This window comes from Streptomyces sp. NPDC047971 (genome assembly GCF_040653355.1).
GTDB lineage: Bacteria > Actinomycetota > Actinomycetes > Streptomycetales > Streptomycetaceae > Streptomyces.
This window is the reverse complement of the sequence record NZ_JBEZNW010000019.1, coordinates 33,348-59,395: the sequence shown is the minus strand read 5'-3', so window position 1 is coordinate 59,395 and position 26,048 is coordinate 33,348. Positions and strand designations below refer to the sequence as shown.

Genomic DNA, 26,048 nt, shown 5'->3' with positions numbered 1-26,048 from the left:
GCCCCGTCCAACTCCGCCGCCGTGCTGCCATCATGACGACATGACAACGCAGAGGCGGTCAAAGGCACTCCTGTGGACCGGTGTTGGCGTCGGAGTCGTCGGGATCGGCGCGCTGGTCGTCGTCGCCGTCGGCGACCTCGGCAAGGCCGACCAGATCGCGAGCGTCACCGGGGCCGTCCTCGCCGCCGTCGGCCTCGGGCTCTCCCTCTGGGGGCAGTTCGGCCGGGGCGCGGCCACGCCGCCGCCCGTGCCGGGCGTCACGGCGTCCGGAGCGGGCGCCGTCGCGGCGGGCGGCAGCATCGGCTCCGTGGCCACCGGCAGCGGTACGAGCCCTGGCCCCGCGCCCGCCCCCGCGTCTAACCCGGCGCCCGCGCCCGTGTCGAGCCCTGCCCCCTCGCCCGCCCCCGCGCCGCACCCGGCGCCCGCGCCCGCGTCCAACCCGGCGCCCTCGCCCGCCTCCGCGCCCGCGCCCGCGTCGAACCCCGCCTCCGCGCCGCAGGTCGGCCCCCGTTCCGTCACCGCGTCCGGGGACCGGTCCGTCGCCGCCGGTGGTGACATCGGGAGCGTCTCGACGGGCGACGCGTGAGCGGCGTCGAGCGAGGCGTCGAGCGCGGCGTCGAGCGAGGCGTCGAGCGCGGCGTCGAGGCCGGAGGGGAGCGGTCGGTCGCCGCCGGAGGGAACATCGGGCGGGTCGCGACCGGGGACCACGTCACCCAGGTCGAGCAGGCGGTCCTGCTGCCGCCGGAGGCCCTGGCCTCGGACGCGTACCCGGGCCGCCTGGTGAACGTGCCCCGGCGCCACGCCCATTTCGTCGGCAGGCGGCGCGAGATGGGGCTCCTCGACGAGCCGTTCGACGTCACGGTCGTCTGCGGGCTGGGCGGAGTCGGCAAGTCCACACTCGCCGCGCGCTGGGTGGCGGGGAAGACCGAGGACCACCCCGTCGTCTGGTGGATCACCGCGGAGAACCGTTCCGAGCTCGACGCCGGCCTCGCCGGCCTCGCCGCCGCCATGCAGCCCGCGCTCATCGACGTACTGACCCAGGAGGCGTTGCGCGAGCGGGCGTTGCAATGGCTCTCCGGCCACGACACCTGGCTGCTCGTCCTCGACAACGTCTCCGCACCCGCCGACGTCGAGTCCCTGCTGGCCCGCGTCGGCCGGGGGAGGGTCCTCATCACCTCCCGGCAGGCCGCGGGCTGGTACGGGATCGCGAGGGTCGTCACGCTGGACGTGCCGGACCGGAGCGAGTCCGTCGAGATGTTCACCCGGATCGTCACGCACGCCGGCCCGCGCGACACCTCCGGGGCGCACGCGCTGTGCGCGACGCTGGGGCAGCTGCCGCTCGCGGTGGCGCAGGCGGCCGCGTACTGCGCGGAGACCCGCACGTCCGCCGGCGAGTACCTGGAGCAGCTCGCCCAGTACCCGGGTGAGCTGTACGAGATTCCCGTCGAGGGCGGTGCCGACGGCGGGCAGGCCGTGGCATGGACCTGGAGGCTGACCCTCGACCGCCTCGCGGCGGCCGACCCGCTCACCGGGACGCTCCTGCGGGTCCTCGCCTGGTGGGGTCCGGACCGGATCCCCCGCACCCTCCTCGACCGGATCGCCGCGCCCTTCGCCGTACGGCGGGCGCTCGGCCGGCTCGCCTCGCACAGCATGCTCACCCTGCACGAGGACGGAGCGGTGTCGGTGCACCGGCTCGTCCAGGCCGTCGCGCGCACGGCGGACGACAGCGATCCGCACCGCCGGGCGGAGGGCATCGAAGCGGCCCGGCTCGTCGCCGAGGAGACGCTGGGGCTGGTGGCGCCTGAGGAGAGCGGGAGCGCGGCGGAGTGGGGGAGCTGGCGGGAGCTGCTTCCGCACGTCGAGACGTACGCACAGCAGGTCCCGGCCGAGGAGGACACCGCGAGCACGGCGGAGCTGCTGGGCCGCGCGGGCTGGTTCCTGCTGGACCAGGGGGACCCCCTGGCAGCCGTGGAGCTGTTCGACCGGGTCGTCGCGTGCCGGGAGCGGCTGTTCGGCGCGGACCACTGGCTGACGGCCTGCGCGAGGGAGGGCATCGCCGAGGCATGGGGCAGGGAAGGGGCGCTGTTCGACTCCGCCGAGCTGCAGGGACGGGCCGTCGCCGATCTGGAGCGGGCCCTCGGTGAGGAGCGTCCGGAGACGCACCGGGCCCGCGGCCGCCTCGCGGTCACCCTGCGGCACCTGGGCGAGACGCACGGTGCCGTCGTGCTCCTGGAAGGGGCGGTCGCCGGGCTCGAACGGCTGCTGGGGCCGGGCCACCGCGACACCCTGTGGACGATGAACAACCTGGCCGTCGCCTGCCGGGTGGACGGACGTCCGGAGCGGGCGATCGCCCTGCACGAGACCACCCTGGAGCGGCGACGGGCGCGGTTCGGCCCCGGACATCCGGACACGCTGACCTCGCGGCTCAATCTGGTGGGCCTGTACGAGGCGGTCGGGCAGGGCGATCGGGCGGCGGCGGAGTTCGGTCGGATCGTGGACGACAGCGTCCGTTTCCTGGGGGACGACCACCCCTTCACCCACCACCTCCGGCACGTCCTGCCCCCGGGCTGACCGCCCTGCGGGTGTGAGGACCCCCACACTCCCGCGTACCCCCGGTCCTCCCGGGAAGACGGAGTTCCATGGGCGGCCCGGGCACCGGTCGAGATCACTTCCTGAGCGGGACATCTCAGGATCTGATATACGGTCGGCGATTCCGGGCCGCTCGTTAAACTGAGCCGACCGCAGTAATGACTGCGGCAGAGACTGAACGAGGAGCGCACGTGGGCCTTGTCGTGCAGAAGTACGGAGGCTCCTCCGTTGCCGATGCCGAGGGCATCAAGCGCGTCGCCAAGCGGATCGTGGATGCCAAGAAGAACGGCCACCAAGTGGTCGTCGTGGTTTCCGCGATGGGCGACACGACGGACGAGTTGATCGATCTCGCCGAGCAGGTATCCCCGATCCCTGCCGGGCGTGAGTTCGACATGCTGCTGACCGCCGGAGAGCGGATCTCCATGGCCCTGCTGGCCATGGCGATCAAAAACCTGGGCCACGAGGCCCAGTCGTTCACGGGCAGCCAGGCCGGTGTCATCACCGACTCGGTCCACAACAAAGCGCGCATCATCGATGTCACGCCGGGCCGGATCCGTACCGCCCTCGACGAGGGCAACATCGCCATCGTGGCCGGCTTCCAGGGCGTGTCCCAGGACAAGAAGGACATCACCACGCTGGGGCGTGGCGGGTCCGACACGACGGCCGTCGCGCTGGCCGCCGCGCTCGACGCCGAGGTCTGCGAGATCTACACCGACGTCGACGGTGTGTTCACGGCCGACCCGCGCGTGGTGAAGAAGGCGAAGAAGATCGAGTGGATCTCCTTCGAGGACATGCTGGAGCTCGCCGCGTCCGGCTCCAAGGTGCTGCTGCACCGGTGCGTCGAGTACGCACGCCGATACAACATCCCGATCCACGTCCGCTCGTCCTTCTCGGGGCTGCAGGGCACTTGGGTCAGCAACGAGCCGCAAGGGGACCGCAAGGTGGAGCAGGCCATCATCTCGGGCGTCGCCCACGACACCTCCGAGGCGAAGATCACCGTCGTCGGTGTGCCGGACAAGCCGGGCGAGGCCGCGGCCATCTTCCGGGCCGTCGCCGACGCCGAGATCAACATCGACATGATCGTGCAGAACGTGTCCGCCGCCTCCACGGGTCTGACGGACATCTCCTTCACGCTTCCCAAGGCCGAGGGCCGCAAGGCCATGGACGCCCTGGACAAGGCGAAGGGCGCGATCGGCTTCGACTCGCTGCGCTACGACGACCAGATCGGCAAGATCTCCCTGGTCGGCGCGGGCATGAAGACGAACCCGGGCGTCACCGCCGCCTTCTTCCAGGCGCTCTCCGACGCCGGTGTGAACATCGAGCTGATCTCGACCTCCGAGATCCGCATCTCGGTCGTCACCCGCGCGGACGATGTGAACGAGGCCGTGACGGCCGTCCACACCGCGTTCGGGCTCGACAGCGACTCGGACGAGGCCGTCGTCTACGGCGGCACCGGCCGGTGACGAGCCGATGAGCGTCAAACCGACGCTCGCGGTCGTGGGAGCGACCGGGGCCGTCGGCGCGGTGATGCTCCAGCTCCTGTCGCAGCACGCGGACGTCTGGGGCGAGATCCGACTCGTCGCCTCCCCGAGCTCGGCCGGCCGCAAGCTGGCCGTGCGCGGGGAGGAGGTCGAGGTCCTGGCGCTGAGCGAGGACGTCCTGGAGGGCGTCGACCTCGCGCTGTTCCTCGTGCCCGAGGACATCGCGGCGCGGTGGGCGCCGATCGCCGCCACCAAGGGCGCGGTGGTCGTCGACACCTCCACCGCGTTCCGGGCGGACCCGGACGTGCCGCTCGTGGTGCCGGAGATCAACCCCCACGCCGTACGGGTACGGCCGCGGGGCATCGTGGCGAGCCCGGGCTGCTCCACGCTGGCGCTGATCGTCGCCGTGGGCGCCCTGCATGCCGAGTTCGGGGTCGGTGAGCTGGTGGTGACCGCCCAGCAGGCCGCGAGCGGGCACGGACAGGCGGGTGTCGCCGCCCTGCGCGAGCAACTGTCGCTGGTGGCCGGGACCGAGCTGGGCAGCCATCCCGGCGACGTACGGCGTGCGGTCGGCGACGACACCGGGCCCTTCTCGGGTCCCGTCGCGCTCAACGTGGTGCCCTGGTCCGGTTCGCTGGGCGAGGACGGCTGGTCCTCCGAGGAGCTGGGCATCCGTGAGGAGACGCGCAAGATCCTCGACCTCCCCGGGCTTCCGGTGGCGGCCACGTGCGTGCGCGTCCCGGTCGTGACCGCGCACTCCGTCTCCGTCCACGCGCGGTTCGAGCGGCCGGTGAGCGTCGCGCGGGCCCACGAGATCCTGGCGACGTCGCCGGGCGTGGTGCTCTACGACGATCCGGCCTCGGGCGACTTCCCCACGCCGGCCGATGTCGTGGGCACGGATCCGGTCTGGGTGGGGCGGGTGCGTCGCTCGATGGACGACGAGCATGCGCTCGAGTTCTTCGTCTGCGGCGACAACCTCCGTAAGGGCGCTGCGCTGAACGCCGTACAGATCGCGGAGTCGATCATTCGCCCGGAGCGCCCCAATGGTCCAGACCATCTGGATGATCTCAAGCGCCCCTGAGCGCCCCTGAGTGTCCGGAAATCGGCGACGCGGGATCGTTGGAGTTTGTAGCATCTGTGAACACCTTGTGAGCAAGTCGGCGACGGATGCCCCTTGAACTGCGGTGACGGCATGTTCGACGATGCTCTTCCGACGTGCCGCAACCGGTAGTTGGGCGGGTGGCGTCTCCGCGTGCGCCCTGGCGGTGTTTCGCATGAGGTGCTGTCAAAACGGGGCATTGGGGAAGATCGGGTACGCATGATGACAAGTGGCTCACCGTCAAAAACGGTGGCGTACTCGTACAACCCTGACGGGGGGAAGCGTGTCCAACAGGCGTGGCAGAGGTACTCGACATCACAGCGGTCGTCCCGCTCCGAGGCGCGGCAGTCGTCCCCTTGCGGGGCGGGCTCGCGGCCCCCGTACGCGGCGGCTCGGCACGCCCGCTCCGGCGCCCGCGTCCGGCCGGCGGCATGCCCGTGATCGCCCCCGTGCCCACCGGCACCCGGACATCCGGTGTGATCGGCATCCCGTCGCCGCGCGAGAGCGCTGAAGGCATCGTGACCGCGGGCACCACCGTCGATCACCTGACCGAGACGTATCGCGCGCACTACCGCTCGCTCCTCGGCCTCGCCGCGCTCCTCCTCGACGACACGGCCTCCTGCGAGGACGTGGTCCAGGAGGCGTTCATCCGCGTCCACTCCGCCCGCAACCGGGTCAGGGACCCCGAGAAGACGCTGGCGTATCTGCGCCAGACGGTCGTCAACCTGTCCCGCTCCGCGCTGCGCCGCCGCATCCTCGGACTCAAGCTGCTGTCCAAGCCGATGCCGGACATGGCGAGCGCGGAGGAGGGCGCGTACGACCAGCTGGAGCGGGACGCGCTGATCAAGGCGATGCGCGGGCTGCAGAGGCGGCAGCGTGAGGTGCTGGTGCTGCGGTACTTCGCGGACATGACGGAGGCACAGGTCGCCGAGACGCTCGGCATATCCCTGGGGTCGGTGAAGGCGTACGGCTCGCGTGGCATCGCGGCGCTGCGCGTCGCGATGGAGGCGACGGCATGAGCTCCGACGACAAGGGCCCGGACGACATGGGCCCGGACGCGACGAGCGGTCGGCCCGAGGAACGTCGCGACGGCATGGAACACGGTTCGGTGCACGACGGTCCGGACAGCGCGGCATCCGGCGGCGCGGCGACCGGCGGGGAGATGACCGACAGCGGGGCTTCCGGCGGCGAGGTGGCCGGCGGTGAGGTGGCCGGCGGTGAGACGGCCGACAGCGGGGCTTCCGACGGTGACATCCCCGGTGACGGCACAGCCGAATCCGTCGCCGACGACAAGGTCTCCGAGGCCAGGGCCTCCCACGACGAGATCTCCCACGACACGATCTCCCACGACGAGGTCGCCCACGACAGGGCGTCCGACAGCGCGGCCTTCGGCAGCTGGGCGTCCGACCACAGGGCGTCGCACGGTGGGCTGCCGGGCGATGGTGCCCACGACGACGAGCGCACCGTCGGCGGCCTCCTCGGCGGCGCCGAGCTCTTCGGAGGCGACGCCTCCCTCGCGGGCGACGAGCTGGCGCTGCGGCGGCTGCTCCACGGCGCCGTGGCGGACCTTCACCCCTCCGACGGCGCACTGGACCACCTGCGTCGCGCGGTACCCGCGCGGCGGACCCGCAAGCGCCAGGCGATCGTCGGCTTCGCCGCGGCCGCGGTGCTGATCGGCACGGCCGTCCCCGCCTTCGTGCACGTCGCCAACTCGGGTGGCCTCACCGCCGACCAGGCCGTGAACGCCGGCCACGGCGAGCAGGCCCAGGGCGGCACCGGCTCCGAGACGGGCGTCGAGGGCGGTCAGCAGACCGCGGGTGCGCCGTCCGGCGCCGCGAGCCCGAGCCAGGGCGCGGCAGAGGGCGCGGGCACGCCCGAACAGTCGGAGGCCGGAGAGTCGGGCGGCGCGGGCACCGGATCGACGCCGCCGGAGGCTTCCCAGCCGGACTCGTCCTCGCCGGTGTGCGAGGCGGGACAGCTGGGCGTCAGCTCGGCGCAGGCCGGCGGGCCGGACGCCGAGGGCAAGGTCTACGGCACCTTCCGCATCGCCAACGTCTCCGGCAAGGAGTGCGTGGTGAGCGGCGGCGGCAGCGTCGGCTTCCAGGCGCTGGGCGCGGCGGACGGTTCCAAGATCTCGGTCGTGGCGCACACGGCCGGCGACGCGGCCAGCGGCCTTCCCGACCCCTCGCAGGAGTCGCCCGCGCTGGTCCTCAAGCCGGACAACGCGTACGAGGTGAAGTTCGCCTGGGTCCCGACGGAGACCTGTCCGACCGTCAACCCGTCGCCGGACCCGAGCACCACGACGGACGGCGCGGGCGGTACGTCGGCCGGGGCCACCGGGTCGACCGGCAACGGCGCGGAAGCCGAGGGCACGGGGACGCAGCTCGGCACGGACGGGACGCCCGCGGACGGCAGCGTCGCGGTCAGCCACACCGCGGAGGCGGGCGCCCCGCAGGCGGCGACGACCATCCCGAACGCGTGTGCCGGCACGATCTACCGCACCGGCGTCCTCGACGCTTCCTAGAGGACGCCCAGGGGACACCGTTGCCCCGAGGCCCGGGAGTCGGCGCCCGAGCCTCGGGGCACCGGGTTTCCCGGGCCACCGGCCCCGGACAGTCACCGAGCCCGGGGCCCCGGGGCACAGCCCTCCGCAAGTGGTCGGCGGCACAGCCCCGGGAGGCGTCGCCCCTCGACGTACCGAACCCCGCCGGGCCACCGGCCCCGTCGCAGCCGGGCGGCGGGCTCGGCGCAGCCGGGCGGCGGGCTCAGAGGCCCAGGGCCTCGTCCCGCTGGGCCTCCGTCTCGCGGCGCAGGAGGCGGAACCACATGAAGACCACGAAGCCGGCGAAGACGAACCACTCCGCCGTGTACCCGAGGTTCTGGAACGCCTTCAGGTCCAGCGACGTGCCCGCCGCGGCGGCGGCCGGGACCGGCGTCAGCCCGGCCGGGGAGTCCACGACCGTGACCCACGCGTCGTAGACGTCGTCGGTGACCACGTTGATCAGCGCACTGGCGCTGATCATGCCGAGCTGCCCCTCGGGGAGCCCGCCCGCCGCGTGGACGCCCTTGGTCCCCGCGTTCTCCGACGCCTGGAGGGCGCCCACGACGGTGACCTCGCCGGTCGGCGGGGCCGGCGCCTCGGCGCCCGCCGGCAGCCAGCCCCGCACCACCGGCAGCGACTTCCCGCCGTCCGTCTTCAGCATGGTCAGCACATAGCTGCCGCGCCGGCCGTCCAGCTCACGGTCCGGTACCAGGAACTGCTCTCCGTACCGGCCGCTCGCCTCCGCGGGCCGCCCGGACGTCTCCTTGTCCACCGGCAGCAGCTCGTCCAGCGGCGCGGCCGCGAGCGTGCCCGGGTCCGGCGCCCGCTCCGCCTTCTGATGGGAGTCGACGCGGTCCTCGAACTTGCCCATCTGCCAGGTCCCCATGAACAGGCAGAAGGGGATCGCCAGCAGGACGAAGACGTTGATCCCCCACCAGCGGGGCGTTCTCAGGAACCGGTACACCCCTCCACGGTACGCAGCCGCCTCACCCCCCGACCGGGCGGGTCCCCAGGTGACGCGCGGCGAAGGCCAGCTCCAGGCGGACCTGCTTGATCCGCTCCTCCACCACCAGAGAGCCGTGCCCCGCGTCGTACCGGTACACCTCGTGCACCGCGGACCGGGCCGCCAGCCGGTCCACGTAGTTCTCGATCTGCCGGATCGGGCAGCGCGGGTCGTTCACACCGGCCGAGATGTAGACCGGAGCCGTGACCTTGTCCACGTACGTCAGCGGGGACGAGACCTCGAACCGCTCCGGCACCTCCTCCGGCGAACCGCCGAACAGCGTCCGGTCCAGTGCCTTCAGGGCCTCCATCTCGTCCTCGTACGCCGTCACGTAGTCCGCGACCGGGACGGCGGCGAGCCCCACCGACCAGGCGTCCGGCTGCGTGCCGAGCCCGAGCAGCGTCAGATAGCCGCCCCACGAGCCGCCCGACAGAACCAGCTTCGACGGGTCGGCCAGACCCGAGGCGACCGCCCACTCGCGGACCGCGGCGATGTCCTCCAGCTCGATGAGACCGACCCTGTGCTTGAGCGCGTCCGTCCACTCGCGGCCGTACCCCGTCGAGCCGCGGTAGTTGACGCGGACCACCGCGTAGCCGTGGTCGAGCCAGGCGGCCGGTCCGGAGGCGAAGGCATCGCTGTCGTGCCAGGCCGGCCCGCCGTGCACCTCGAAGATCGTCGGGAACGGGCCCTCGCCCTCGGCCGGGCGCTGGACGAGCGCGTGGACACGGCCGCCGGGACCCTCCACCCACACGTCCTCCACCGGCACCGACCCCGGCGCCTTCGCGCCCGGCGGGTCGAGGACGATCCCGCCGTCCGTCGAGCGCACCACCGGCGGCCGCGCCGCCGAGGACCACAGATACTCCACGGTGCCGTCCGGCCGGGTCGTGGCCTCCGAGACCGAACCGGCCGGGGTCTCCACCCGCACCAGCGCGCCCGTCGCGATGTCGTACCGCCACAGCTCGCTGCGCGCCTCGAAGCTGTGCACGATCAGCAGGCCCGTGCCGTCCTCGTACCACTCCGCCGACACGTCGCCCGGCAGGTCGAGCCGGAGATCGGTCTCCCGGCCCGTCGCCACGTCCCACAGCAGCGGCTCCCAGCGGCCCCGCCGCTGATGACCGACGAGCAGCCGGGTGTCCCCGTCCACCGGCGCGAAGCCCAGCACCGCGAGGCCCAGCTCCTCCGTGCCGGCCCGGGAGTCGTCCAGCTCGGCCACGACGGAGGAGTCCTCGGCGCGCAGCACCCGCAGGGCCGAGTGCATCGCGTCGCCGTGCTCGGTGTGCTCGATCGCGATCAGCGAGCCGTCGTGCGAGAGGTCGCCCACGCCGGCCGACTCCCGGTGCCGGTAGATCTCCACCGGCGCCGCGCCGTCGCGGACGAGGTGGACCGTCGCCCCCTCCTCGTCCGTCGAGCGGCCGACGACCACCGTGCCGTCACGGCCGATCGCGAGACCCGCCGGATACGAGGCCGCGAGCCCGGGCACCGCGGGCTCGTCCGCGCCGCCTCCGAAGGGCTGGCGCATCCACACCCCGAACTCGTCCCCGTCCGTGTCCGAGAACCACCAGATCCACTGCCCGTCCGGGGACAGCGTGCCGTCCGTCGTCCCGTTCGGCCGGTCCGTCACCTGTCGCTGCTCGCCCGTCGCCCGGTCCCAGGCGTACAGCTCGTACGTCCCCGTCGCGTTGGAGACGAACAGCGAACGGTCCGGTGCCTCCTCGGCCCACTCGGGCAGGGACACCCGCGGCGCCCGGAACCGCTGCTCCCAGGCCGGGATCTCCGGCGACGGGCCGGAGCCCTCCGCGCCCCCTCCCGGTCCCTCCACGCCCTCGCCCGGGCCGTCCGCGATCTCATTGGTCTCAGTCATGGCCCCCATGATGCTCCGGTCCGCCGACAATCCGTTCGCATCGTCCGCAACCTGTGGATAACCTCCCTGGCATGTACGCACCGACGCCCGACGACTGGCGCGAGGCCAACCGCGCCCGCTGGGACGAACGCGTCCCGATCCACGCCGCGAGCGAGTTCTACGACCTCGACGCCTTCCGGGCGGGCAAGGACGCGCTGCGTGACTTCGAGGTGGCGGAGGTCGGCGACGTCACCGGCCGCTCCCTCCTCCACCTCCAGTGCCACATCGGCCTGGACACGCTGTCCTGGGCCCGGCACGGCGCCTCGCGCGTCGTCGGCCTGGACTTCTCCGAGCCCGCCGTGGAGACGGCCCGCTCGCTCGCCGCGGACCTGGGCCTCTCCGCGGACCGGGCCGCGTTCGTGGCCGCCGACGCCTACGACGCCGCCCAGGCCGTCCCCGACTCCTCGTACGACATCGTCTACACCGGGACGGGGGCGCTGAACTGGCTCCCCGACATCGAGCGCTGGGCCGAGACCGCCGCCTCGCTCGTCGCCCCGGGCGGCTTCCTCTACGTCGCCGAGTTCCATCCGCTCACCGACTCGCTGGACGACGAGACGGGGAGCCGGATCGTCAACGACTACTTCGTGCGCGATCCGTGGGTGGACACCAGCTCGGGCACGTACGCGGACCTCGACGCCGCCACCGTCCACAACCGGAGCGTGGAGTGGGTGCACCCGGTCGGCGAGGTCGTCACGGCCGTCGCCAGGGCGGGGCTGCGCATCGAGTTCCTCCACGAGCACGACGTCTCGCTCTACTCCCGGTACGAGACGCTCCAGCGTCACGAGGACGGGTACCACCGCTTCCCGGCCGACCGGCCGCGGATCCCGCTGATGTACTCGCTCAAGGCGTCCCGCCCCCGCTGACGCGGCTCAAGGCGTCCCGCCCCCGCTGACGCGGATCACCGCGCGGCCGCCGGTCAGGTCCACCGTGGACCGGTGCGGCGGAGCGCCGTCCTCCTCGTCGTCGCGCATCACGAGCGCGCTCTGCCGCTCTTTGAGCTCGTTCTGCTTGCCCTGGGAGAAGGTGGCGTGCAGCTGCTCGAAGCCGGTCGAGGAGACCTGGCCGCTGCGGCGGCCGCGCCCGGTCGCGCGCAGGATCTGGTCGGCGAAGGCGACCACGGTGAGCAGGATGACCAGTCCCGGCAGCGTCACGAACACGGCGAACTCCATGCCGGTCATTGTCCGGGATCCCGGCCCGAAAGGGCAGGGCCCGGCAACGGGCCGCCGTGCGCCCCACACGGGCGGCCGGCGGGCGCGTGGCCCCACTGGGCGGTCGGCGCCGCACGCGGCCTCACGCGGCCGCACGGCCTCACGCCGGAGGGCGTGGAGTCACCCTCGGGGCGTGTCCGACGCCGATCCGGCCGGGGGCGTCTGCCGGTGTTGTCCGGTGATCGTCTTCGACAGGCGGCTGCGGACGACGGCCGTGCCGATGGCGCCGGCGACGGCGGCGACGCCGAGGCCCAGGGCGAGGGCGGACGGGCCGGAGTCGGAGACGACCTCGGCGGGAACGGTGGCCGCCGCCTCGGCGGCTGTCAGGAGGGGGCGCATGTCCCCAGGGGACCGGAACGCGGCGCCCCGGGCCACCTGGCGGACCCCGTTCGTGTCGGGGGCGAGAGGTCCGGCGTCATGGGACGACGGGCCCCGGCGCGCCCCTTGGTCCCCGGCGTGCTCCCCGGGCCCCGGTGCGCCCTCCGGCCCCCAGCGCCCCCGGACCCCCGACACGCCCCCGGACCCCCGACACGCCCCCGGACCCCCGACACGCCCCCCGAGCCCCCGGTGCCCCCGGCTCAGCCGGTGCCGCGCGCCGGGTCGCCGAGGCGGGCCTGGAGGCCGTCGAGGATGGCCTCCACACCGAACGCGAACTTCTCGCCCGTCAGCGAGGCGGGGTCGACCCCCTGCTGGGCCTCCATGCGGGCGCGCAGCCGCGGGTACTGGGACGCGATCCCGTAGGCCCACTCGGTGACGCTCTGCGCCGGCTTTCCCTCGTCGCCCTTGCCCCGGGGAACCTGCGCGGTGGCGATCGTGGCCTCGGTCGCGTCGACGAGGAGGGTGCCGGCGACGAAGGTGAAGGTGGAGTTCACGGCCCAGTCGAGCTCCCAGCCTGTGAAGCCGGCCGTCTCGTAGATCGCGCACGAATGGTCCTGGAAGCGGGCCATGCCGTGGCCGTAGACGAAGTGCGAGCTGATCGCCGGGACGAGCCAGGGGTGGCGCTTGCCCAGCGCGTACGTGTCGTGCACGAGCCCGCGGGCGGCGGCGCGCCAGCCGACCTCGGCCGGATCGAGGAAGGTCAGCTCGCTCCAGGCCGCGTCGGCCGCGAGCACGATCAGGCTCTCCTTGCTGCCGACGTGCCAGTACATGGCCGTCGCCGCCGAACCCAGCCGCTGGCCGAGCCTGCGCATGCTCAGGCCCTCGATGCCCTCGGCGTCGAGCAGCTCGACGGCGGCTCGGACGATCTGGTCCCGGGTCAAGGTCTCACGCGGCATGACCTCAGCCTAGCCGACCTTCTTGCACGGTGTTCAAGTCGTCCGTAGGCCCTAGGACAGCCAGGCCATGCCGATCAGCATGAAGACCACGAAGGCTATGCCGCCGGCCACGGCGGCGGTCTTCCTGGGGCGGCGCCGGGAGAGGGCGGCGAGACCGCCCTCACTCCTGCGCGCCTGGCGTCGCGGGGCGGCGACGGCGGCCCGGGGCTCAGGCGAACGGGGCCGGGACTGCGGCCGCGCCTGAGGCTGGGAGGGCGCGCGACGGGACTGCTGGTGCTGCTGCGGCTGGCGTCGGTGCTGGCTCTGCTGCGGAGGGGGCAGGGGGTGACCTCGCCAGGCGCCGGAGGAGAACCAGTCGGCGATCACCTGGGCCGGGGGTCTCTGCTCGGGCTCCTTGGCCAGCAGCGTGAGGAGGTATGCCTCGAACGCGGCGGGCAGTCCCACGCCGAGCTGCCGGGGCGGCGCGGGCGGGGTGTCGATGTGCTGGTACAGCAGGGCGGTCGCGGTGTCGCCCTGGAACGGGGGCCGTCCGGTGAGGAGTTGGTACAGCACGCAGCCGAGCGAGTACACGTCCGACGCGGGCGACGCGGGCCGTCCGAGGGCGCGTTCGGGGGCCAGGTAGAGGCCGGTGCCGACGATCTGCCCCGTGGTGGTGAGCCCGGCGGACGGGTCGTCGACGAAGCGGGCGATGCCGAAGTCCGCGAGCTTCACGGTCCCGTCGCCGTCGACGAGGAGGTTCCCGGGCTTGATGTCCCGGTGCACGACTCCCTCGCGGTGTGCGGCGGCCAGCCCCGCGGCGGCGTGGGCGGCGACGACCGCGACCCGCTCGGCGGGGAGCACGAGCGGGTTCCCCGGGTTGCCGGCGAGGCTGTCCCCGTCGACCAACTCCATGACGAGGAACAGCTTTCCGTCCCACGTACCGAAGTCGAAGACGCCGACGACATGCGCGTGGCTCAGCCGCGCCGCCGTCTGGGCCTCGAGCCGGAACCGGTCGGCCGCCGAGGGATCGGTCCCGTGACCCAGCATCAGCTTCACGGCCACGGGGCGCCCGAGGACCTCGTCGGTGGCCTGCCACACCTCGCCCATGCCGCCACGTCCGACACACGAGTGGAGCCGATATCGGTCCGCGACCAGCACCTGAGACCCAGCCTTTCGACGGCAAGCCAACCTGACAGCATGCGTCGCCGTACTCCGCTGTCGGCGTCCGATGCCGTTCAAGGGTAGAGCCGCTTGATCGACATCCCGTCCACGAGCCCCGGTCCGGCGCGGGAGCACGGCTCATCTCGGTCAACTGCGCGGGATCTGAACGCGGTTGGCGTCCCGTCAGCGATGTCGGGTCCCGGTGTCGCCCGGCCGACGGCGCGCCGTGGGGAGCCTCGGCGGACACCCGTCGGCGGCGGTGCCCGCGGCCGGCGCGGGTGGAGCGGCCGCGCGGACGCGCGACGGTGGCGAACCGGCCGGTAGCCGGTCCGCGAGACAGGTGCAAGCGTCCACACACTGCTGACCTGCGGAAATAGATGTCCTCTGAAGGGATGTACGTGTCCGGATAACGGTCATGTCACGCTCGCTGGGATTTCGCGGTATTACCGGGAGTTGCGTGATCTGCATCACACCCCATGCGTCAGGAGCGTGTTAGGAATGCGCAACTCCGCAGGTGGCAACCCCTCTCGCCATCACGCGGAGTGCCGGGCGCGCTCCGGCAGCACGACCGAGATGATCACGCTCCGAGTCCGCGGACGTGACACCTCGGGTCGCCGATCGGACAACGGCGTTCGCTCACAGACCGCACTCCCCACCGGCGTGGCCTCCCGCGCGCCGGTCCTGCGTTACTGAGGTCCCCACCGTGTCACTCGATTCCTTCACCCAGTCCGTCGACAAGGCGGTCAGCGGATTCTTCGAGCCCATCGCCAAGTGGTTGGGCGATGTCGTCTTCTACTCCGTCCCCGTCGGGGGTACGGAGCTTCCCCTCATCGTGGCCTGGCTCGTCGTCGCCGGTCTGGTCTTCACCGGATGGTTCGGCTTCGTCCAGCTGCGCAAGTTCCGGCTGGCCTTGAACGTCGTCCGGGGCAAGTACGACGAGAAGGGGTCGGCCGGTGAGGTCAACCACTTCCAGGCGCTGACCGCCGCCGTCTCCGGCACCGTCGGTCTCGGCAACATCGCCGGTGTGGCCGTCGCCGTCTCCATCGGTGGCCCCGGCGCCACCTTCTGGATGATCCTCTGCGGCCTCCTCGGCATGGCCACCAAGTTCGTCGAGGTCACGCTCGGCGTGAAGTACCGCGAGGTGCACGCCGACGGCAGTGTCTCCGGCGGACCGATGCACTACCTGCCCAAGGGCCTCGCCGAGCGCTTCGGCAAGAACGGCAAGACCCTCGGCAAGGTCCTGGCCGTCCTCGCCTCGTTCTTCGTGCTGTTCTTCGGCCTCTTCGGCGGCAACCTCTTCCAGGTCAACCAGTCCTACGCCCAGCTGGTCTCCGTCACCGGCGGCGAGGACGGCCTGATGGGCGGCTCCGCGGGCGCGCTGTTCTTCGGCATCCTGATCGCCGCGCTCGTCGGCATCGTGCTGCTCGGCGGCATCCGCTCCATCGCCTCCGTCACCAGCAAGCTCGTCCCGGCCATGGCCGGCATCTACATCGCCGCCTGCCTCGTCGTCATCGCGGTCAACGTCGATGCCGTGCCGTCCGCGATCTCCACGATCATCGAGGGCGCGTTCAACCCCGAGGGTGTCGCCGGCGGTGTCCTCGGCGCCCTGATCATCGGCTTCAAGCGGGCCGCGTTCTCCAACGAGGCCGGTCTCGGCTCCGCCCCGATCGCCCACTCCGCGGTCAAGACCAAGCACCCCGCGAGCGAGGGTCTGGTCGCCCTGCTGGAGCCGTTCATCGACACGGTCATCATCTGCACGATGACCGCCCTGACCATCGTCATCGCCAACCCGGCCAGCTATGTCGAGGTCCGCGAAGGCGGCGAGTCCATCGGCGGTGTCACGATCACCTCCGACGCCTTCGGCACGGTCCTGCCCTGGTTCCCGTACATCCTGACCATCGCGGTCATGCTGTTCGCCATCTCCACGGTGCTGACCTGGGGCTACTACTGCATGAAGGCGTGGACCCACCTCTTCGGCCGCAGCAAGGTCAGCGAGGTGACCTTCAAGGTCTTCTACACCCTGTTCGCGGTGGCCGGCTCCCTGCTGACCCTGCAGACCCTGATCGACATGGCCGACGCGGTGCTGTTCATGCTCGCGGTCATCAACATCATCGGCCTGTACCTCCTCGCCCCGGTCGTCAAGCGGGAACTGAACTCCTTCCTCGCCTTCGTCAAGCGCCGCGACGCCGGCCTCGACACGGACGACGACACCGACCAGGAGCCGGTGAAGACCACCGTCTGACCGCCCCCCGGCGGCCCGGCTCCTGAGAGGGCCCGCCCCACCTCGCGCCTTGGTGGGGCGGGCCCTCTCGCTCGTTTTTGCAGGTGAGAGACGTCTGGTGAGACGTCCGGCCACCCGATAGGGTGTTAAGAACGCATCAAGACGATGCTGGTGTGCCGGGAAGTCTGGTCGGCGTCCAAGGGGCTCGTGTCCCTCCTGCCGACATGCCCCGGAGGGCTCTTCCATGACCCAGGCACGCCCCCGAAGGACCGTTTTCGGACTGCTGCCCTGGCCGGAGCGCCAGGCGATCGCCGAGGCGCTCCGCACCGAGACCATCGGCGGGCTCGTCCTGCTGACCGCCGCCGTGGTCGCCCTGGTGTGGGCCAACAGTCCGTGGAGTGGGGCGTACGAATCCGTACGGGACTTCCACTTCGGCATCCCCGCCCTGGGCCTGGACCTGTCGGTCGGGCACTGGACGGCCGACGGGCTCCTCGCGGTCTTCTTCCTGGTGGCGGGCATCGAGCTGAAGCGCGAGCTCGTCGTCGGCGAACTGCGCACCCCGGCCACGGCGGCCCTGCCCGTCGTCGCGGCCCTGTGCGGCATGGCCGTACCCGCGGCGCTCTACACGCTGACCGCCGTCGCGGGCGGCGGGAGCCTCGACGGCTGGGCCGTTCCCATGGCCACCGACATCGCCTTCGCGCTCGCCGTCCTCGCCGTCATCAGCACCCATCTCCCCTCCGCCCTGCGGGCGTTCCTGCTCACCCTCGCCGTCGTGGACGACCTCGGCGCCATCCTCATCATCGCGATCTTCTTCACCAGCGACCTCGACTACGTGGCCCTGGGCGGAGCCTTCGCCGGTCTGATCCTCTTCTACGTGCTCCAGCGCCTGCGGGTGCGCGGCTGGTGGTGGTACGTGCCCCTCGGCGTCGCGATCTGGGCGCTGATGTACAACTCCGGCGTCCACGCCACCGTCGCCGGCGTCGCCATGGGCCTCATCCTGCGCACCACCCGGGACGAGGGAGAGGCCGCTTCCCCGGGGGCGCGCGTCTCCCACCTCGTCCACCCCTTCTCGGCGGGCGTCGCCGTCCCCCTCTTCGCGCTCTTCGCCGCCGGCGTCACCGTCTCGGGCGCGGCCCTGGCCCGGGTCTTCACCGACCCCGAACCTCTCGGCGTCGTCATCGGCCTGGTCGTCGGCAAGATCCTCGGCATCTTCCTCGGGACCTACCTCGCGGCCCGCTTCACCCGGGCGCAGCTCAACCCCGACCTCGCCTGGGCCGATGTCTTCGGGCTCGCGACGCTGGCGGGGATCGGCTTCACCGTCGCCCTCCTCATCGGTGAACTCGCCTTCCCCGACCCGACCACGGCCGAGCACATCAAGGCCGCCGTCCTCTTCGGCTCCGTACTCGCGGCCGCCCTCGCCGGTGTCCTCCTGCGGCGGCGCAACCGCGTCTACAAGCGCCTCTACGAGGATGAGGAGCGCGACGACGACGCCGACGGCATCCCCGACATCTACCAGACCGGCTCCCGCAGGGGCACGGCCGGCGAGGCGTAGCAAGGAGACGGGGTCACAAGGGGGCGTCGCGGCGGTGTGCCGTGCGCCCGGCGGGCCCGGGACGCGGCGCCGACCGGACGCACGGATACGGGCAGGGACCGTGTCCGGCCGGTTGGATCCCATGTCACGCGGACAGGCGCGCACAACGCAGGAGGCCCGTCCAGTGATGTCACTGGACGGGCCTGACCTGGTGTTTCGGCTGTCGGGGTGGCGGGATTTGAACCCACGACCTCTTCGTCCCGAACGAAGCGCGCTGCCAAGCTGCGCTACACCCCGATGTCGCTGCTCTGTCTTCACGTCGCGGCGACATCGATTACTTTAGCCCACCCGCGCCCGGAGACGAAATCCGGTTTTCGCGGCACTGCGCCGCAGGTGGGATGCCGTCCGTCCGATGATCGCCCCGGCCGGCGGGCCGGAGGCGGTTCGGCTCAGTCGCGCGCCGTCAGCGTGAGGAGCGTGGCCTCCGGGGGGCAGGCGAAGCGCACCGGGGTGAAACGGTTCGTGCCGCAGCCCGCCGAGACGTGGAGGAACGAGGTCAGGCCCTCCACCGTGTGCGTCGAGAGGCCCTTCACCCGGTCCGTGTCCAGGTCGCAGTTGGTGACCAGGGCTCCGTAGAAGGGGACGCAGAGCTGGCCGCCGTGGGTGTGGCCCGCCAGGATCAGCCCGTAGCCGTCCGCCGTGAACGCGTCGAGCGTGCGCAGGTACGGCGCGTGGACCACGCCCAGCGAGAAGTCCGCCGTCAGGTCCGGTCCGCCCGCCACCTGCTCGTACCGGTCCCGCTTGATGTGCGGGTCGTCCAGGCCGGTGAAGGCGATCTCCAGGTCGGGCAGCTTCAGCCGGCCGCGGGTGTTGGTGAGGTTCACCCAGCCCGCGTCGTCGAAGGCGTCCCGCATCCCCTCCCACGGGTTGTGCACCGCGCCCACCACCGGCTTGTTGCCGTTGAGCCCGTGCCGCCCCTGGGCCTTCTCCAGCAGGTAACGGGCGGGGTTGCGCAGCCGCGGCCCGTAGTAGTCGTTGGAGCCGAAGACGTACACGCCGGGGAAGTCCATCAGCGGGCCGAGCGCGTCCAGGACCTCGGGGACCGCGTCCGTGTCCGAGAGGTTGTCGCCCGTGTTCACGACGAAGTCCGGGCGCAGCCCGGCGAGGGACTGCAGCCACTTCCGCTTCTTGCGCTGGCCGCACACCATGTGGATGTCGGAGACCTGAAGGACCCGCAGATCCCGCATCCCGCGCGGGAGTACGGGGATCGTCACCCGTCGCAGGCGGAAGGAGCGGGCCTCGAAGCCCGCCGCGTAGACCAGTCCGGCCGCCGCCGTCGCCGTAAGACCTGCCGTGACCTTCAGGGGGATCCCGTACCGTGCGCGCATCCCCCCATCGTCGCAGACCCGGCCGGAGGAAATGCGCGGGCGGGCAGGGTGGGGCACCTGACACACTTGAGGCATGACCACGCTCAAGGCCAAGCTTCAGGACGACCTCAACGCCGCCATCAAGGAGCGCGACGAGCTGCGCTCCTCGACGCTCCGGCTCACTCTCACCGCGATCACCAAGGAGGAGGTCTCGGGCACGACCAAGCGCGATCTCTCCGACGACGAGGTGCTCAAGGTGATCGCCAAGGAGGCGAAGAAGCGCCGTGAGGCGGCGGAGGCGTTCGCCCAGGGCGGCCGCGCCGAGTCGGCCGAGCGCGAGAAGGCGGAGGGCGTCCTCCTCGACGCGTACCTGCCGAAGCAGCTCGGCGACGACGAGCTGGAGCAGATCGTCGCGGCCGCCGTCGCCGAGGCGAAGGCCGCCGGCGCGGAGGGCCCGCGGGCCATGGGCGCCGTCATGAAGATCGTGAACCCGAAGGTCGCCGGGCAGGCCGAGGGCGGCCGGGTCGCCGCCGCCGTGAAGAAGCTGCTCGCGGGCTGAGCGGAGCCTCGGGAGACCGAGGACCGCACCGGGCCCCCGGGGCTCGGAGAACGAACGAGGGCGCCTCTCCCAGGAGAGGCGCCCTCGTTCGTGTCCGTGCGCGGGGGCTACCGGCCGTTGCCGCCGTTCCCGCCGCGGCCGTTCCCGCCGCCGATCAGGTCCGGCGGGATCGTGATGTCCGGGAACGGGTCGTCGTCCCGGTCACCCGGCTTGTCGTCCTCGCGCGGCTTGCCCTTGTCCTTGTCCTTCTCCTTGTCCTCCGGCTTCTCGCCGCGAGGCACGGAGATCGGCGCGAAGGACGGCGTCTCGGAGGCGGTGAGCGCCCCGGTCATCGCGATCTTCCAGATCGGGCCCGGGAGGCAGCCACCGCAGACCTTGTCGTACGTCACCCCGCCGATGACGATGTCGTACATCGACTGCTTCTCGCCGACGTCGTCACCGACCCAGACGGCCGTGGACAGGTTCGGGGTGTATCCGACGAACCAGGCGTCCTTGCGGTCGTTGGTCGTACCCGTCTTGCCGGCGTTGTCGCGGTCGCTCAGACCCGCCTTCGTACCGGTGCCGTCCTCGACGACACCCTTCAGCATCTGGTTGACGGTGTCGGCGGTGCGCTCGCTCATCGCCCGCGTGCACTCCGTCTGAGGCACCTTCAGCTTCTCGCCGTTGGCCGTCTTGATCGACTCGATGGCGATCGGGGTGCAGTACGTGCCGCGGTTGGCGAAGGTCGCGTAGACCGCCGCCATGTCGAGCGGGGTGGACTCCTGGCCGCCGAGCGTGATCGAGGGCAGCTCCAGGAGCTTCTTGCCCAGCTCCTTCTCGTACCCCATCTTCTTCGCCATCTGGACCGTCTCGCACAGCCCGGTCATCTGCTCCAGGTGGGCGAAGTAGGTGTTGATGGACTTGCCGAGCGCGCTCGTCATGTCCCAGCTGCCGGCCTCGGACTTCATCTCGTTCTGCAGGTCCCAGTTGCCACCGCCGGACGGGCCGCCCGCGCAGGTGGTGTACGAGTTCATCGGCAGCGAGATCTTCCACGGCGTGGAGAAGGACTGCGCGGGGCTCAGCCCCTTCTCCAGGGCCGCCGCGGCCGTGATCGGCTTGAAGGTCGAACCGACCTGGAAGCCGTACGTCGTGCCGCCCATCTTCTTGCCGACGGCGAGGTTGAGGGTGGTCTGGTGCTGCTTCTGGTCCAGGCCGTACGGGCGCGACTGGCCCATCGAGAGGATCTTGCCGCTGCCCGGCTGGACCTGGACCACCGAGGCGGCGACCCCGTCGTCCACGTTGATCTTCGCGACGGCGGCCTCGTTGGCCGCCTCCTGGGCGCGCGGGTCGAGCGTGGTCCGGATGGTCAGGCCGCCCAGGTTCCACAGCTTCTGGCGCTCCTCGACCGTCTTGCCGAAGACCGGGTCGTTGAGGATCGTCTTGCGGACGTAGTCGCAGAAGAAGCCGGCGCCGTCGACGGCGGTGATGCAGCCGTTCTTCGGGGCCTTCACCTTCAGCTTGATCGGCGTGGCCTTCGCCCGGTCCGCCTCCGCCTGGCTGATGTCCTTCACGTCGGCCATCCGCTGGAGCACCGTGTCGCGGCGCTTGGTGGCTTCCTGGAGGTCGTTGACCGGGTCGTAGCGGCTCGGCGACTGGACGAGGCCGGCCATCATGGCGGCCTCCTCCAGCTTCAGGTCGGCGGCGGGCTTGGAGAAGTAGCGCTGGGCGGCCGCTTCGATGCCGTACGCCTGCTGGCCGAAGAAGGTGATGTTGAGGTAGTTCTCGAGGATCTTCTTCTTCCCCAGCTCCTCCTCGACCTGGATCGCGTACTTCAGTTCGCGGACCTTGCGGCCGATGGTCTGCTGGGTGGCCTGGGCGACCTTCTCGGGGTCGTCACCGGCCTCCTCGACGAAGACGTTCTTCACGTACTGCTGGGTGAGGGTCGACGCGCCCTGCGCCACGCCGCCCGACTGCGCGTTGCGGTTGATCGCGCGCAGCACGCCCTTGAGGTCGATCGCTCCGTGCTCGTAGAAGCGGGAGTCCTCGATCGCGACGATCGCCTTCTGCATGTACGGGGAGATCTTCTCCAGCGGCACGACCTTCCGGTCGCGCGAGTACACGGTGGCGATGGGGCCGCCGTCGGCGTCGAGGATCGTCGTGCGCTGACTCAGCGGCGGCGTCTTCAGGTTGGACGGGATCTCGTCGAATCCCTCGACCGTGCCCTTGGCCGCGAGTCCGAGTGCTCCGGCCGCGGGCAGCGCGATGCCTGCCAGGACGGCTCCGGAGAGCACACTGACACCGATGAACTTGGCGGCCTGCTGGGTCCCGGTCAGACCTCCGCCCGAGCGCTTCTTTGCCATGGGGGCAGCCTAATCCGTAGTGATGAGCGTTCCGCAGGAGCATGGGCCTCTCGGAGCGTTCGCGTACCGGACCGTGACATCCGGGCGGGTCGGGACGGCTTGCCCGCGGTGACGGAGGCAGTCGATCATCCGCCCATGAGACCCGAAGTCCAGACGTTCGTCGCCGCCGGCCCGCTCCCCGACTGGGACGCGAGCGAAGAAGAGATCGACAGGCGCGTTCGGCAGCTCGAAGCGATCGCGAAGCCGGTCAGCGGAGAGGAGGCCCGAGCCCTTGTCTCGTGCTTCGGCCCCGACGACTGCTACGGCGTGGCCTGGACGCTCCTCCACCTCATCGAGACGGGGCCGAATCCCGTCCTGGCCACCGACCCCGGACCGGACGCCAACGAGTGGCACCGGCGTCTCCACGGCCGTGCCGTGAACGCGGGACTCATCCCCTGACCTCGACGGCACGGCAACGTGCGGTGCCTACGTTCCCATTCGCCGGACACACGGATATGCCTTGGCCTAAGCTGCTCTCAACTGTCACAGCAGTGTGGTTCTGCATCAAGACCCGGGCGTGACATCGGCATGAAATCCCTTGAACCCGAAGCTTGGGAAGTCATGCCCGATTCCGCCCCATGCGTCACTCCACGCACCAAGTGACTCCGCCGCAGCCGGGCGAACTGTACTGGTTCGCCGGATTCGACACGCATGTCCATCGGTCACTCCCCTGGGTGATCTGCCGCGTACGCATAGTCCGTTCGGGCCATTCAAGATTGGGCCCGAAGGGGGTGTTGCGCTGTGCCCACCTTCCGTAACGTCACCAACTGGCAGCGGTGAATATGCCGCTACCGCCGTGGGGGAGCCTCGATTCGGGAGAGGACGGCGCCGGTATGGGCTGGGTAGCTGACTGGAGTGCGCAGGCGGCCTGCCGCACTACCGATCCGGATGAACTTTTCGTCCAAGGAGCGGCACAGAACAGGGCGAAGGCAGTGTGCACCGGATGTCCGGTGCGGACCGAGTGCCTCGCCGACGCCCTGGACAACCGCGTGGAGTTCGGCGTGTGGGGTGGCATGACGGAGCGCGAGCGCCGCGCCCTGCTGCGCCGGCGGCCGACCGTCACCTCGTGGCGGCGACTGCTGGAGACCGCGCGCACGGAGTACGAGCGGGGAGCGGGCCTGCTGCCCGTGGCGATGGAGGACGACGCGACGTACGAGGCGTACGCGGCGGTGGGCTAGCCCCACTCCCCGCGACGCACGAGACGCACGGGGGCGTACGACACGTCCGAGTGGTACGCGGCGCGACGGGGCCGACGAGGCGTGAGCGATGAACGAAGGCTCGCGACGGGCCGCGGCGCGTGGACGTCCACCACTCGTTCGACACGTACGCGGCCGTGAACGGCTCTCGCACGTCCGACGGGTGATGCCCCGCCGGCGTCTCCACGGCTCAGGCCGACGGCATCCGTCCGGCCGTGAGCCGGTCACCGATGGCGCGCAGCCCTGCGAGATCGTGTACGTCGCCGGGCAGGGCGGCCACCTCGGCCACAGCCACCTCGGGGTGGAGGGCCGTGAAGCGGTCGCGCGTGCGCTGCTCGCGGGCGAGCACCTGCATGCGCTCGGCATGGAGACGGAGCAGTCCCGCGGTCAGTTGCTGAATGTCGTGCGTGGGGTCCTCGGCTGTGGGGTCAGCCTCGTCGTGCGACGTGCGTGCGGCGGCGGTGACGGTGGCGGCGCTGGCGGTGTCCGACAGCTCGGGGGGTGTGGCACGGGAGCCACGAACACCAGTCTTCCCGCCCCCCTGATCGACAATGCGCCCCTCGTCAAGATTTTCCGCGGCGGCCCGCGCCCGCTCGGCCGACAGCCGGGCGGCGCCGCTGCCGTGGACCCGATTGAGGACGAGACCGGCCAGCGGCATCTCCTCCGCGGCGAGCCGCTCGACGAAGTAGGCGGCCTCACGCAGCGCGTCCCGCTCCGGCGTGGCCACCACGAGGAAAGCCGTGCCCGGGGCCTGGAGCAGCTTGTACGTGGCGTCCGCGCGGGTCCGGAAGCCGCCGAACATGGTGTCCATCGCGGCCACGAAGGTCTGGACGTCCTTCAGGAACTGGCCTCCCAGCAGCTTCCCCAGCGTTCCCGTCATCATCGACATGCCGACATTGAGGAACTTCATCCCCGCCCGGCCGCCCATCTTCGCGGGAGCCATCAGCAGCTTGATGAACTTCCCGTCCAGGAAGGACCCGAGACGCTTCGGCGCGTCCAGGAAGTCCAGCGCCGACCGGGACGGGGGAGTGTCGACGACGATCAGGTCCCACTCGTCGCGGGCCCGCAGCTGCCCCAGCTTCTCCATCGCCATGTACTCCTGCGTACCGGCGAAACCGGCCGACAGGGACTGGTAGAAGGGGTTCTCCAGGATCGCCCGGGCCCGGTCGGCGTCCGCGTGCGCCTCGACGATCTCGTCGAAGGTCCGCTTCATGTCGAGCATCATGGCGTGCAGTTCGCCGGCGTCGCCGCCCGACCCGGACCCCTCGATCCCGTCCACCCTGCGGGGAATGTTGTCCAGCGAGTCGATCCCCATCGACTGCGCGAGCCGCCGGGCCGGGTCGATCGTCAGCACGACGACCTTGCGGCCGCGCTCGGCCGCGCGGACCCCGAGCGCCGCCGCGGTCGTCGTCTTGCCGACCCCGCCCGCGCCGCAGCAGACGATGATCCGGGTGCCCAGGTCGTCGATGAGCGGATCCAGGTGCAGGACGGGGGCGGAGTCGAGTCCGTTCACCACGGCGGCCTTCTCCGTCACGCGCCCACCCCTTGCTTCCGCAGGTCCTTCGCCAGCCGGTACAGGCCCGCGATGTCCGCTCCGTCCCCGAGGAACGGGAGTTCGTACGTCGGCACGCCGATCCCGACGAGCGCCGCCCGCTGCTCGCGCTCCAGCTCCACCCGCTGGGCGTGCTCCGCCGCCTGCTCCAGGAGCGGCCCGACCAGCTTCGTGCCGCCGGAGATCCCGGCGTCCGCCAGGGTCCGCGCGATCGCGTCCCGGTGGTCGCCGGAGGCGGCCCGTACCGCCGCCTCGTCGAGGACGTGCGGACGGACCATGTTCACGATGATCTCGCCCACCGGAAGATCGGCCTCGCGCAGCTCCGCGACGCCGTCGGCGGTCTCCTGGACCGGCATCTCCTCCAGCAGGGTCACCAGGTGCACCGCGGTCTCCGGGGACTTGAGCACCCGCATGACGGCCTGCGCCTGATTGTGTATCGGGCCGATCCTGGCCAGCCCCGCCACCTCGTCGTTCACGTTGAGGAAGCGGGTGATCCGGCCGGTCGGGGGCGCGTCCATGACGACGTGGTCGTAGGTGTAGCCGCCGTGCTTCTCCCGCCGACGGACCGCCTCGCACGCCTTGCCGGTCAGCAGCACGTCCCGTACGCCCGGCGCTATCGTCGTCGCGAAGTCGATCGCGCCGAGCTTCTTCAGGGCCCGGCCCGCGCTGCCCAGTTTGTAGAACATCTGGAGGTAGTCGAGGAGCGCGCGCTCGGCGTCGATGGCCAGCGCGAACACCTCCCCGCCGCCCGGCGCCACGGCGATCTTGCGCTCCTCGTACGGAAGGGCCTCCGTCTCGAAGAGCTGTGCGATGCCCTGTCTGCCTTCGACCTCCACGAGAAGGGTTCGCTTGCCCTCCGTCGCGAGGGCGAGCGCGAGGGCGGCGGCGACCGTCGTCTTACCGGTACCGCCCTTGCCGCTGACGACCTGGAGCCTGCTCACGCCTTCGAGCCTAACCACTGGCAGGCCCGCCTAAGCAGGAGGCTACCTGTGGCAGCGGATACAGTCG

Annotated in this window: 22 protein-coding genes and 1 tRNA gene; 12 read left to right on the top strand and 11 right to left on the bottom strand. The window is 71.5% G+C overall.

Annotation, left to right across the window (positions count from 1 at the left end; genetic code table 11):
- Positions 1-40 precede the first annotated feature (40 nt).
- From AB0D99_RS19475 to AB0D99_RS19450, 6 genes are all read left to right on the top strand, one after another.
- Positions 41-586 carry a hypothetical protein gene (locus AB0D99_RS19475; protein WP_362363160.1) on the top strand — a complete coding sequence of 182 codons (546 nt, stop codon included), beginning with the start codon at positions 41-43 and terminating at the stop codon, positions 584-586.
- On the top strand, positions 583-2,571 hold the full coding sequence (locus AB0D99_RS19470; protein ID WP_362363157.1) for a tetratricopeptide repeat-containing protein: 1,989 nt from the start codon (positions 583-585) through the stop codon (positions 2,569-2,571). Before AB0D99_RS19475 ends, AB0D99_RS19470 begins: the two co-directional genes overlap by 4 nt.
- A 209-nt stretch (positions 2,572-2,780) precedes the next feature.
- Positions 2,781-4,052, top strand: coding sequence for an aspartate kinase (locus AB0D99_RS19465; RefSeq protein WP_362363154.1), 1,272 nt, complete (start codon positions 2,781-2,783; stop codon positions 4,050-4,052).
- A gap of 7 nt (positions 4,053-4,059) precedes the next feature.
- A complete protein-coding gene (locus tag AB0D99_RS19460) occupies positions 4,060-5,151 on the top strand; it encodes an aspartate-semialdehyde dehydrogenase (protein ID WP_362363151.1) in 1,092 nt (363 codons plus the stop codon).
- Between the two features lie 449 nt (positions 5,152-5,600).
- Entirely contained in the window at positions 5,601-6,188 is a 588-nt protein-coding gene (locus AB0D99_RS19455; protein WP_362363377.1) for a SigE family RNA polymerase sigma factor, read from the top strand.
- Positions 6,185-7,693: a hypothetical protein gene (locus tag AB0D99_RS19450; RefSeq protein ID WP_362363148.1), complete on the top strand. Its 1,509-nt coding sequence runs from the start codon at positions 6,185-6,187 to the stop codon at positions 7,691-7,693. The genes AB0D99_RS19455 and AB0D99_RS19450 overlap by 4 nt, the downstream gene beginning before the upstream one ends.
- 241 nt (positions 7,694-7,934) lie before the next feature.
- Here the strand turns inward: AB0D99_RS19450 and AB0D99_RS19445 are convergent, their stop codons facing one another.
- Together AB0D99_RS19445 and AB0D99_RS19440 are read right to left on the bottom strand one after the other, a co-directional pair.
- On the bottom strand, positions 7,935-8,675 hold the full coding sequence (locus tag AB0D99_RS19445; protein WP_362363145.1) for an SURF1 family protein: 741 nt from the start codon (positions 8,673-8,675) through the stop codon (positions 7,935-7,937).
- 22 nt (positions 8,676-8,697) lie between these two features.
- Positions 8,698-10,575, bottom strand: a complete 1,878-nt coding sequence (locus AB0D99_RS19440) for a prolyl oligopeptidase family serine peptidase (RefSeq protein ID WP_362363142.1) — start codon at positions 10,573-10,575, stop codon at positions 8,698-8,700.
- Positions 10,576-10,646: 71 nt separating this feature from the next.
- Between AB0D99_RS19440 and AB0D99_RS19435 the strand changes: the two genes are divergently transcribed.
- Positions 10,647-11,477 carry a class I SAM-dependent methyltransferase gene (locus AB0D99_RS19435; protein ID WP_362363139.1) on the top strand — a complete coding sequence of 277 codons (831 nt, stop codon included), beginning with the start codon at positions 10,647-10,649 and terminating at the stop codon, positions 11,475-11,477.
- Positions 11,478-11,483: 6 nt separating this feature from the next.
- On the opposite strand, the gene AB0D99_RS19430 is transcribed toward AB0D99_RS19435, so the two are convergent.
- The 4 genes from AB0D99_RS19430 to AB0D99_RS19415 all read right to left on the bottom strand — a co-directional run bounded on the left by AB0D99_RS19430 (position 11,484) and on the right by AB0D99_RS19415 (position 14,233).
- Positions 11,484-11,783 (bottom strand): DUF6191 domain-containing protein, encoded by a 300-nt coding sequence (locus tag AB0D99_RS19430; protein ID WP_362363136.1) that lies wholly within the window; start codon positions 11,781-11,783, stop codon positions 11,484-11,486.
- A gap of 159 nt (positions 11,784-11,942) precedes the next feature.
- Positions 11,943-12,161 carry a hypothetical protein gene (locus tag AB0D99_RS19425; protein WP_362363133.1) on the bottom strand — a complete coding sequence of 73 codons (219 nt, stop codon included), beginning with the start codon at positions 12,159-12,161 and terminating at the stop codon, positions 11,943-11,945.
- Between the two features lie 239 nt (positions 12,162-12,400).
- Complete coding sequence (locus AB0D99_RS19420) at positions 12,401-13,096, bottom strand: TetR/AcrR family transcriptional regulator C-terminal domain-containing protein (protein WP_362363130.1); 696 nt, start codon at positions 13,094-13,096, stop codon at positions 12,401-12,403.
- Between the two features lie 51 nt (positions 13,097-13,147).
- Positions 13,148-14,233 carry a serine/threonine-protein kinase gene (locus tag AB0D99_RS19415; protein WP_362363127.1) on the bottom strand — a complete coding sequence of 362 codons (1,086 nt, stop codon included), beginning with the start codon at positions 14,231-14,233 and terminating at the stop codon, positions 13,148-13,150.
- A 706-nt stretch (positions 14,234-14,939) separates the two neighbouring features.
- On the opposite strand from AB0D99_RS19415, the gene AB0D99_RS19410 reads away from it, so the two are divergent.
- Together AB0D99_RS19410 and nhaA are read left to right on the top strand one after the other, a co-directional pair.
- Complete coding sequence (locus AB0D99_RS19410; protein ID WP_362363124.1) at positions 14,940-16,478, top strand: alanine/glycine:cation symporter family protein; 1,539 nt, start codon at positions 14,940-14,942, stop codon at positions 16,476-16,478.
- 223 nt (positions 16,479-16,701) lie between these two features.
- On the top strand, positions 16,702-18,009 hold the full coding sequence (gene nhaA, locus AB0D99_RS19405; RefSeq protein WP_362363121.1) for a Na+/H+ antiporter NhaA: 1,308 nt from the start codon (positions 16,702-16,704) through the stop codon (positions 18,007-18,009).
- Positions 18,010-18,211: 202 nt separating this feature from the next.
- Here nhaA and AB0D99_RS19400 read toward each other — a convergent pair.
- Both AB0D99_RS19400 and AB0D99_RS19395 read right to left on the bottom strand, forming a co-directional pair.
- Positions 18,212-18,285: transfer RNA gene (locus AB0D99_RS19400), tRNA-Pro, on the bottom strand.
- Between the two features lie 152 nt (positions 18,286-18,437).
- A complete protein-coding gene (locus AB0D99_RS19395; protein ID WP_362363118.1) occupies positions 18,438-19,376 on the bottom strand; it encodes a metallophosphoesterase in 939 nt (312 codons plus the stop codon).
- A 73-nt stretch (positions 19,377-19,449) separates the two neighbouring features.
- On the opposite strand from AB0D99_RS19395, the gene AB0D99_RS19390 reads away from it, so the two are divergent.
- A complete protein-coding gene (locus AB0D99_RS19390) occupies positions 19,450-19,914 on the top strand; it encodes a GatB/YqeY domain-containing protein (RefSeq protein ID WP_362363115.1) in 465 nt (154 codons plus the stop codon).
- A gap of 107 nt (positions 19,915-20,021) precedes the next feature.
- On the opposite strand, the gene AB0D99_RS19385 is transcribed toward AB0D99_RS19390, so the two are convergent.
- Positions 20,022-22,253, bottom strand: a complete 2,232-nt coding sequence (locus AB0D99_RS19385; RefSeq protein WP_362363112.1) for a transglycosylase domain-containing protein — start codon at positions 22,251-22,253, stop codon at positions 20,022-20,024.
- Positions 22,254-22,388: 135 nt separating this feature from the next.
- Here AB0D99_RS19385 and AB0D99_RS19380 point away from each other — a divergent pair, with 135 nt between their 5' ends.
- On the top strand, positions 22,389-22,691 hold the full coding sequence (locus tag AB0D99_RS19380; protein ID WP_362363109.1) for a hypothetical protein: 303 nt from the start codon (positions 22,389-22,391) through the stop codon (positions 22,689-22,691).
- A gap of 434 nt (positions 22,692-23,125) precedes the next feature.
- Entirely contained in the window at positions 23,126-23,470 is a 345-nt protein-coding gene (locus AB0D99_RS19375; protein ID WP_026058363.1) for a WhiB family transcriptional regulator, read from the top strand.
- A 208-nt stretch (positions 23,471-23,678) separates the two neighbouring features.
- On the opposite strand, the gene AB0D99_RS19370 is transcribed toward AB0D99_RS19375, so the two are convergent.
- On the bottom strand, positions 23,679-25,022 hold the full coding sequence (locus AB0D99_RS19370; protein WP_362363106.1) for an ArsA family ATPase: 1,344 nt from the start codon (positions 25,020-25,022) through the stop codon (positions 23,679-23,681).
- Positions 25,019-25,981 carry an ArsA-related P-loop ATPase gene (locus AB0D99_RS19365; RefSeq protein ID WP_362363103.1) on the bottom strand — a complete coding sequence of 321 codons (963 nt, stop codon included), beginning with the start codon at positions 25,979-25,981 and terminating at the stop codon, positions 25,019-25,021. Before AB0D99_RS19365 ends, AB0D99_RS19370 begins: the two co-directional genes overlap by 4 nt.
- Positions 25,982-26,048: the final 67 nt, after the last annotated feature.

Bases quoted from the DNA above. Each gene is read 5' to 3' on its own strand.
- AB0D99_RS19430 (WP_362363136.1), bottom strand. From the start codon at position 11,783: ATGGAGTTCGCCGTGTTCGTGACGCTGCCGGGACTGGTCATCCTGCTC.
- AB0D99_RS19455 (WP_362363377.1), top strand. From the start codon at position 5,601: ATGCCCGTGATCGCCCCCGTGCCCACCGGCACCCGGACATCCGGTGTG.
- AB0D99_RS19425 (WP_362363133.1), bottom strand. From the start codon at position 12,161: ATGCGCCCCCTCCTGACAGCCGCCGAGGCGGCGGCCACCGTTCCCGCC.
- AB0D99_RS19460 (WP_362363151.1), top strand. From the start codon at position 4,060: ATGAGCGTCAAACCGACGCTCGCGGTCGTGGGAGCGACCGGGGCCGTC.
- AB0D99_RS19475 (WP_362363160.1), top strand. From the start codon at position 41: ATGACAACGCAGAGGCGGTCAAAGGCACTCCTGTGGACCGGTGTTGGC.
- nhaA (WP_362363121.1), top strand. From the start codon at position 16,702: ATGACCCAGGCACGCCCCCGAAGGACCGTTTTCGGACTGCTGCCCTGG.
- AB0D99_RS19420 (WP_362363130.1), bottom strand. From the start codon at position 13,096: ATGCCGCGTGAGACCTTGACCCGGGACCAGATCGTCCGAGCCGCCGTC.
- AB0D99_RS19395 (WP_362363118.1), bottom strand. From the start codon at position 19,376: ATGCGCGCACGGTACGGGATCCCCCTGAAGGTCACGGCAGGTCTTACG.
- AB0D99_RS19390 (WP_362363115.1), top strand. From the start codon at position 19,450: ATGACCACGCTCAAGGCCAAGCTTCAGGACGACCTCAACGCCGCCATC.
- AB0D99_RS19450 (WP_362363148.1), top strand. From the start codon at position 6,185: ATGAGCTCCGACGACAAGGGCCCGGACGACATGGGCCCGGACGCGACG.
- AB0D99_RS19435 (WP_362363139.1), top strand. From the start codon at position 10,647: ATGTACGCACCGACGCCCGACGACTGGCGCGAGGCCAACCGCGCCCGC.
- AB0D99_RS19385 (WP_362363112.1), bottom strand. From the start codon at position 22,253: ATGGCAAAGAAGCGCTCGGGCGGAGGTCTGACCGGGACCCAGCAGGCC.
- AB0D99_RS19380 (WP_362363109.1), top strand. From the start codon at position 22,389: ATGAGACCCGAAGTCCAGACGTTCGTCGCCGCCGGCCCGCTCCCCGAC.
- AB0D99_RS19375 (WP_026058363.1), top strand. From the start codon at position 23,126: ATGGGCTGGGTAGCTGACTGGAGTGCGCAGGCGGCCTGCCGCACTACC.
- AB0D99_RS19440 (WP_362363142.1), bottom strand. From the start codon at position 10,575: ATGACTGAGACCAATGAGATCGCGGACGGCCCGGGCGAGGGCGTGGAG.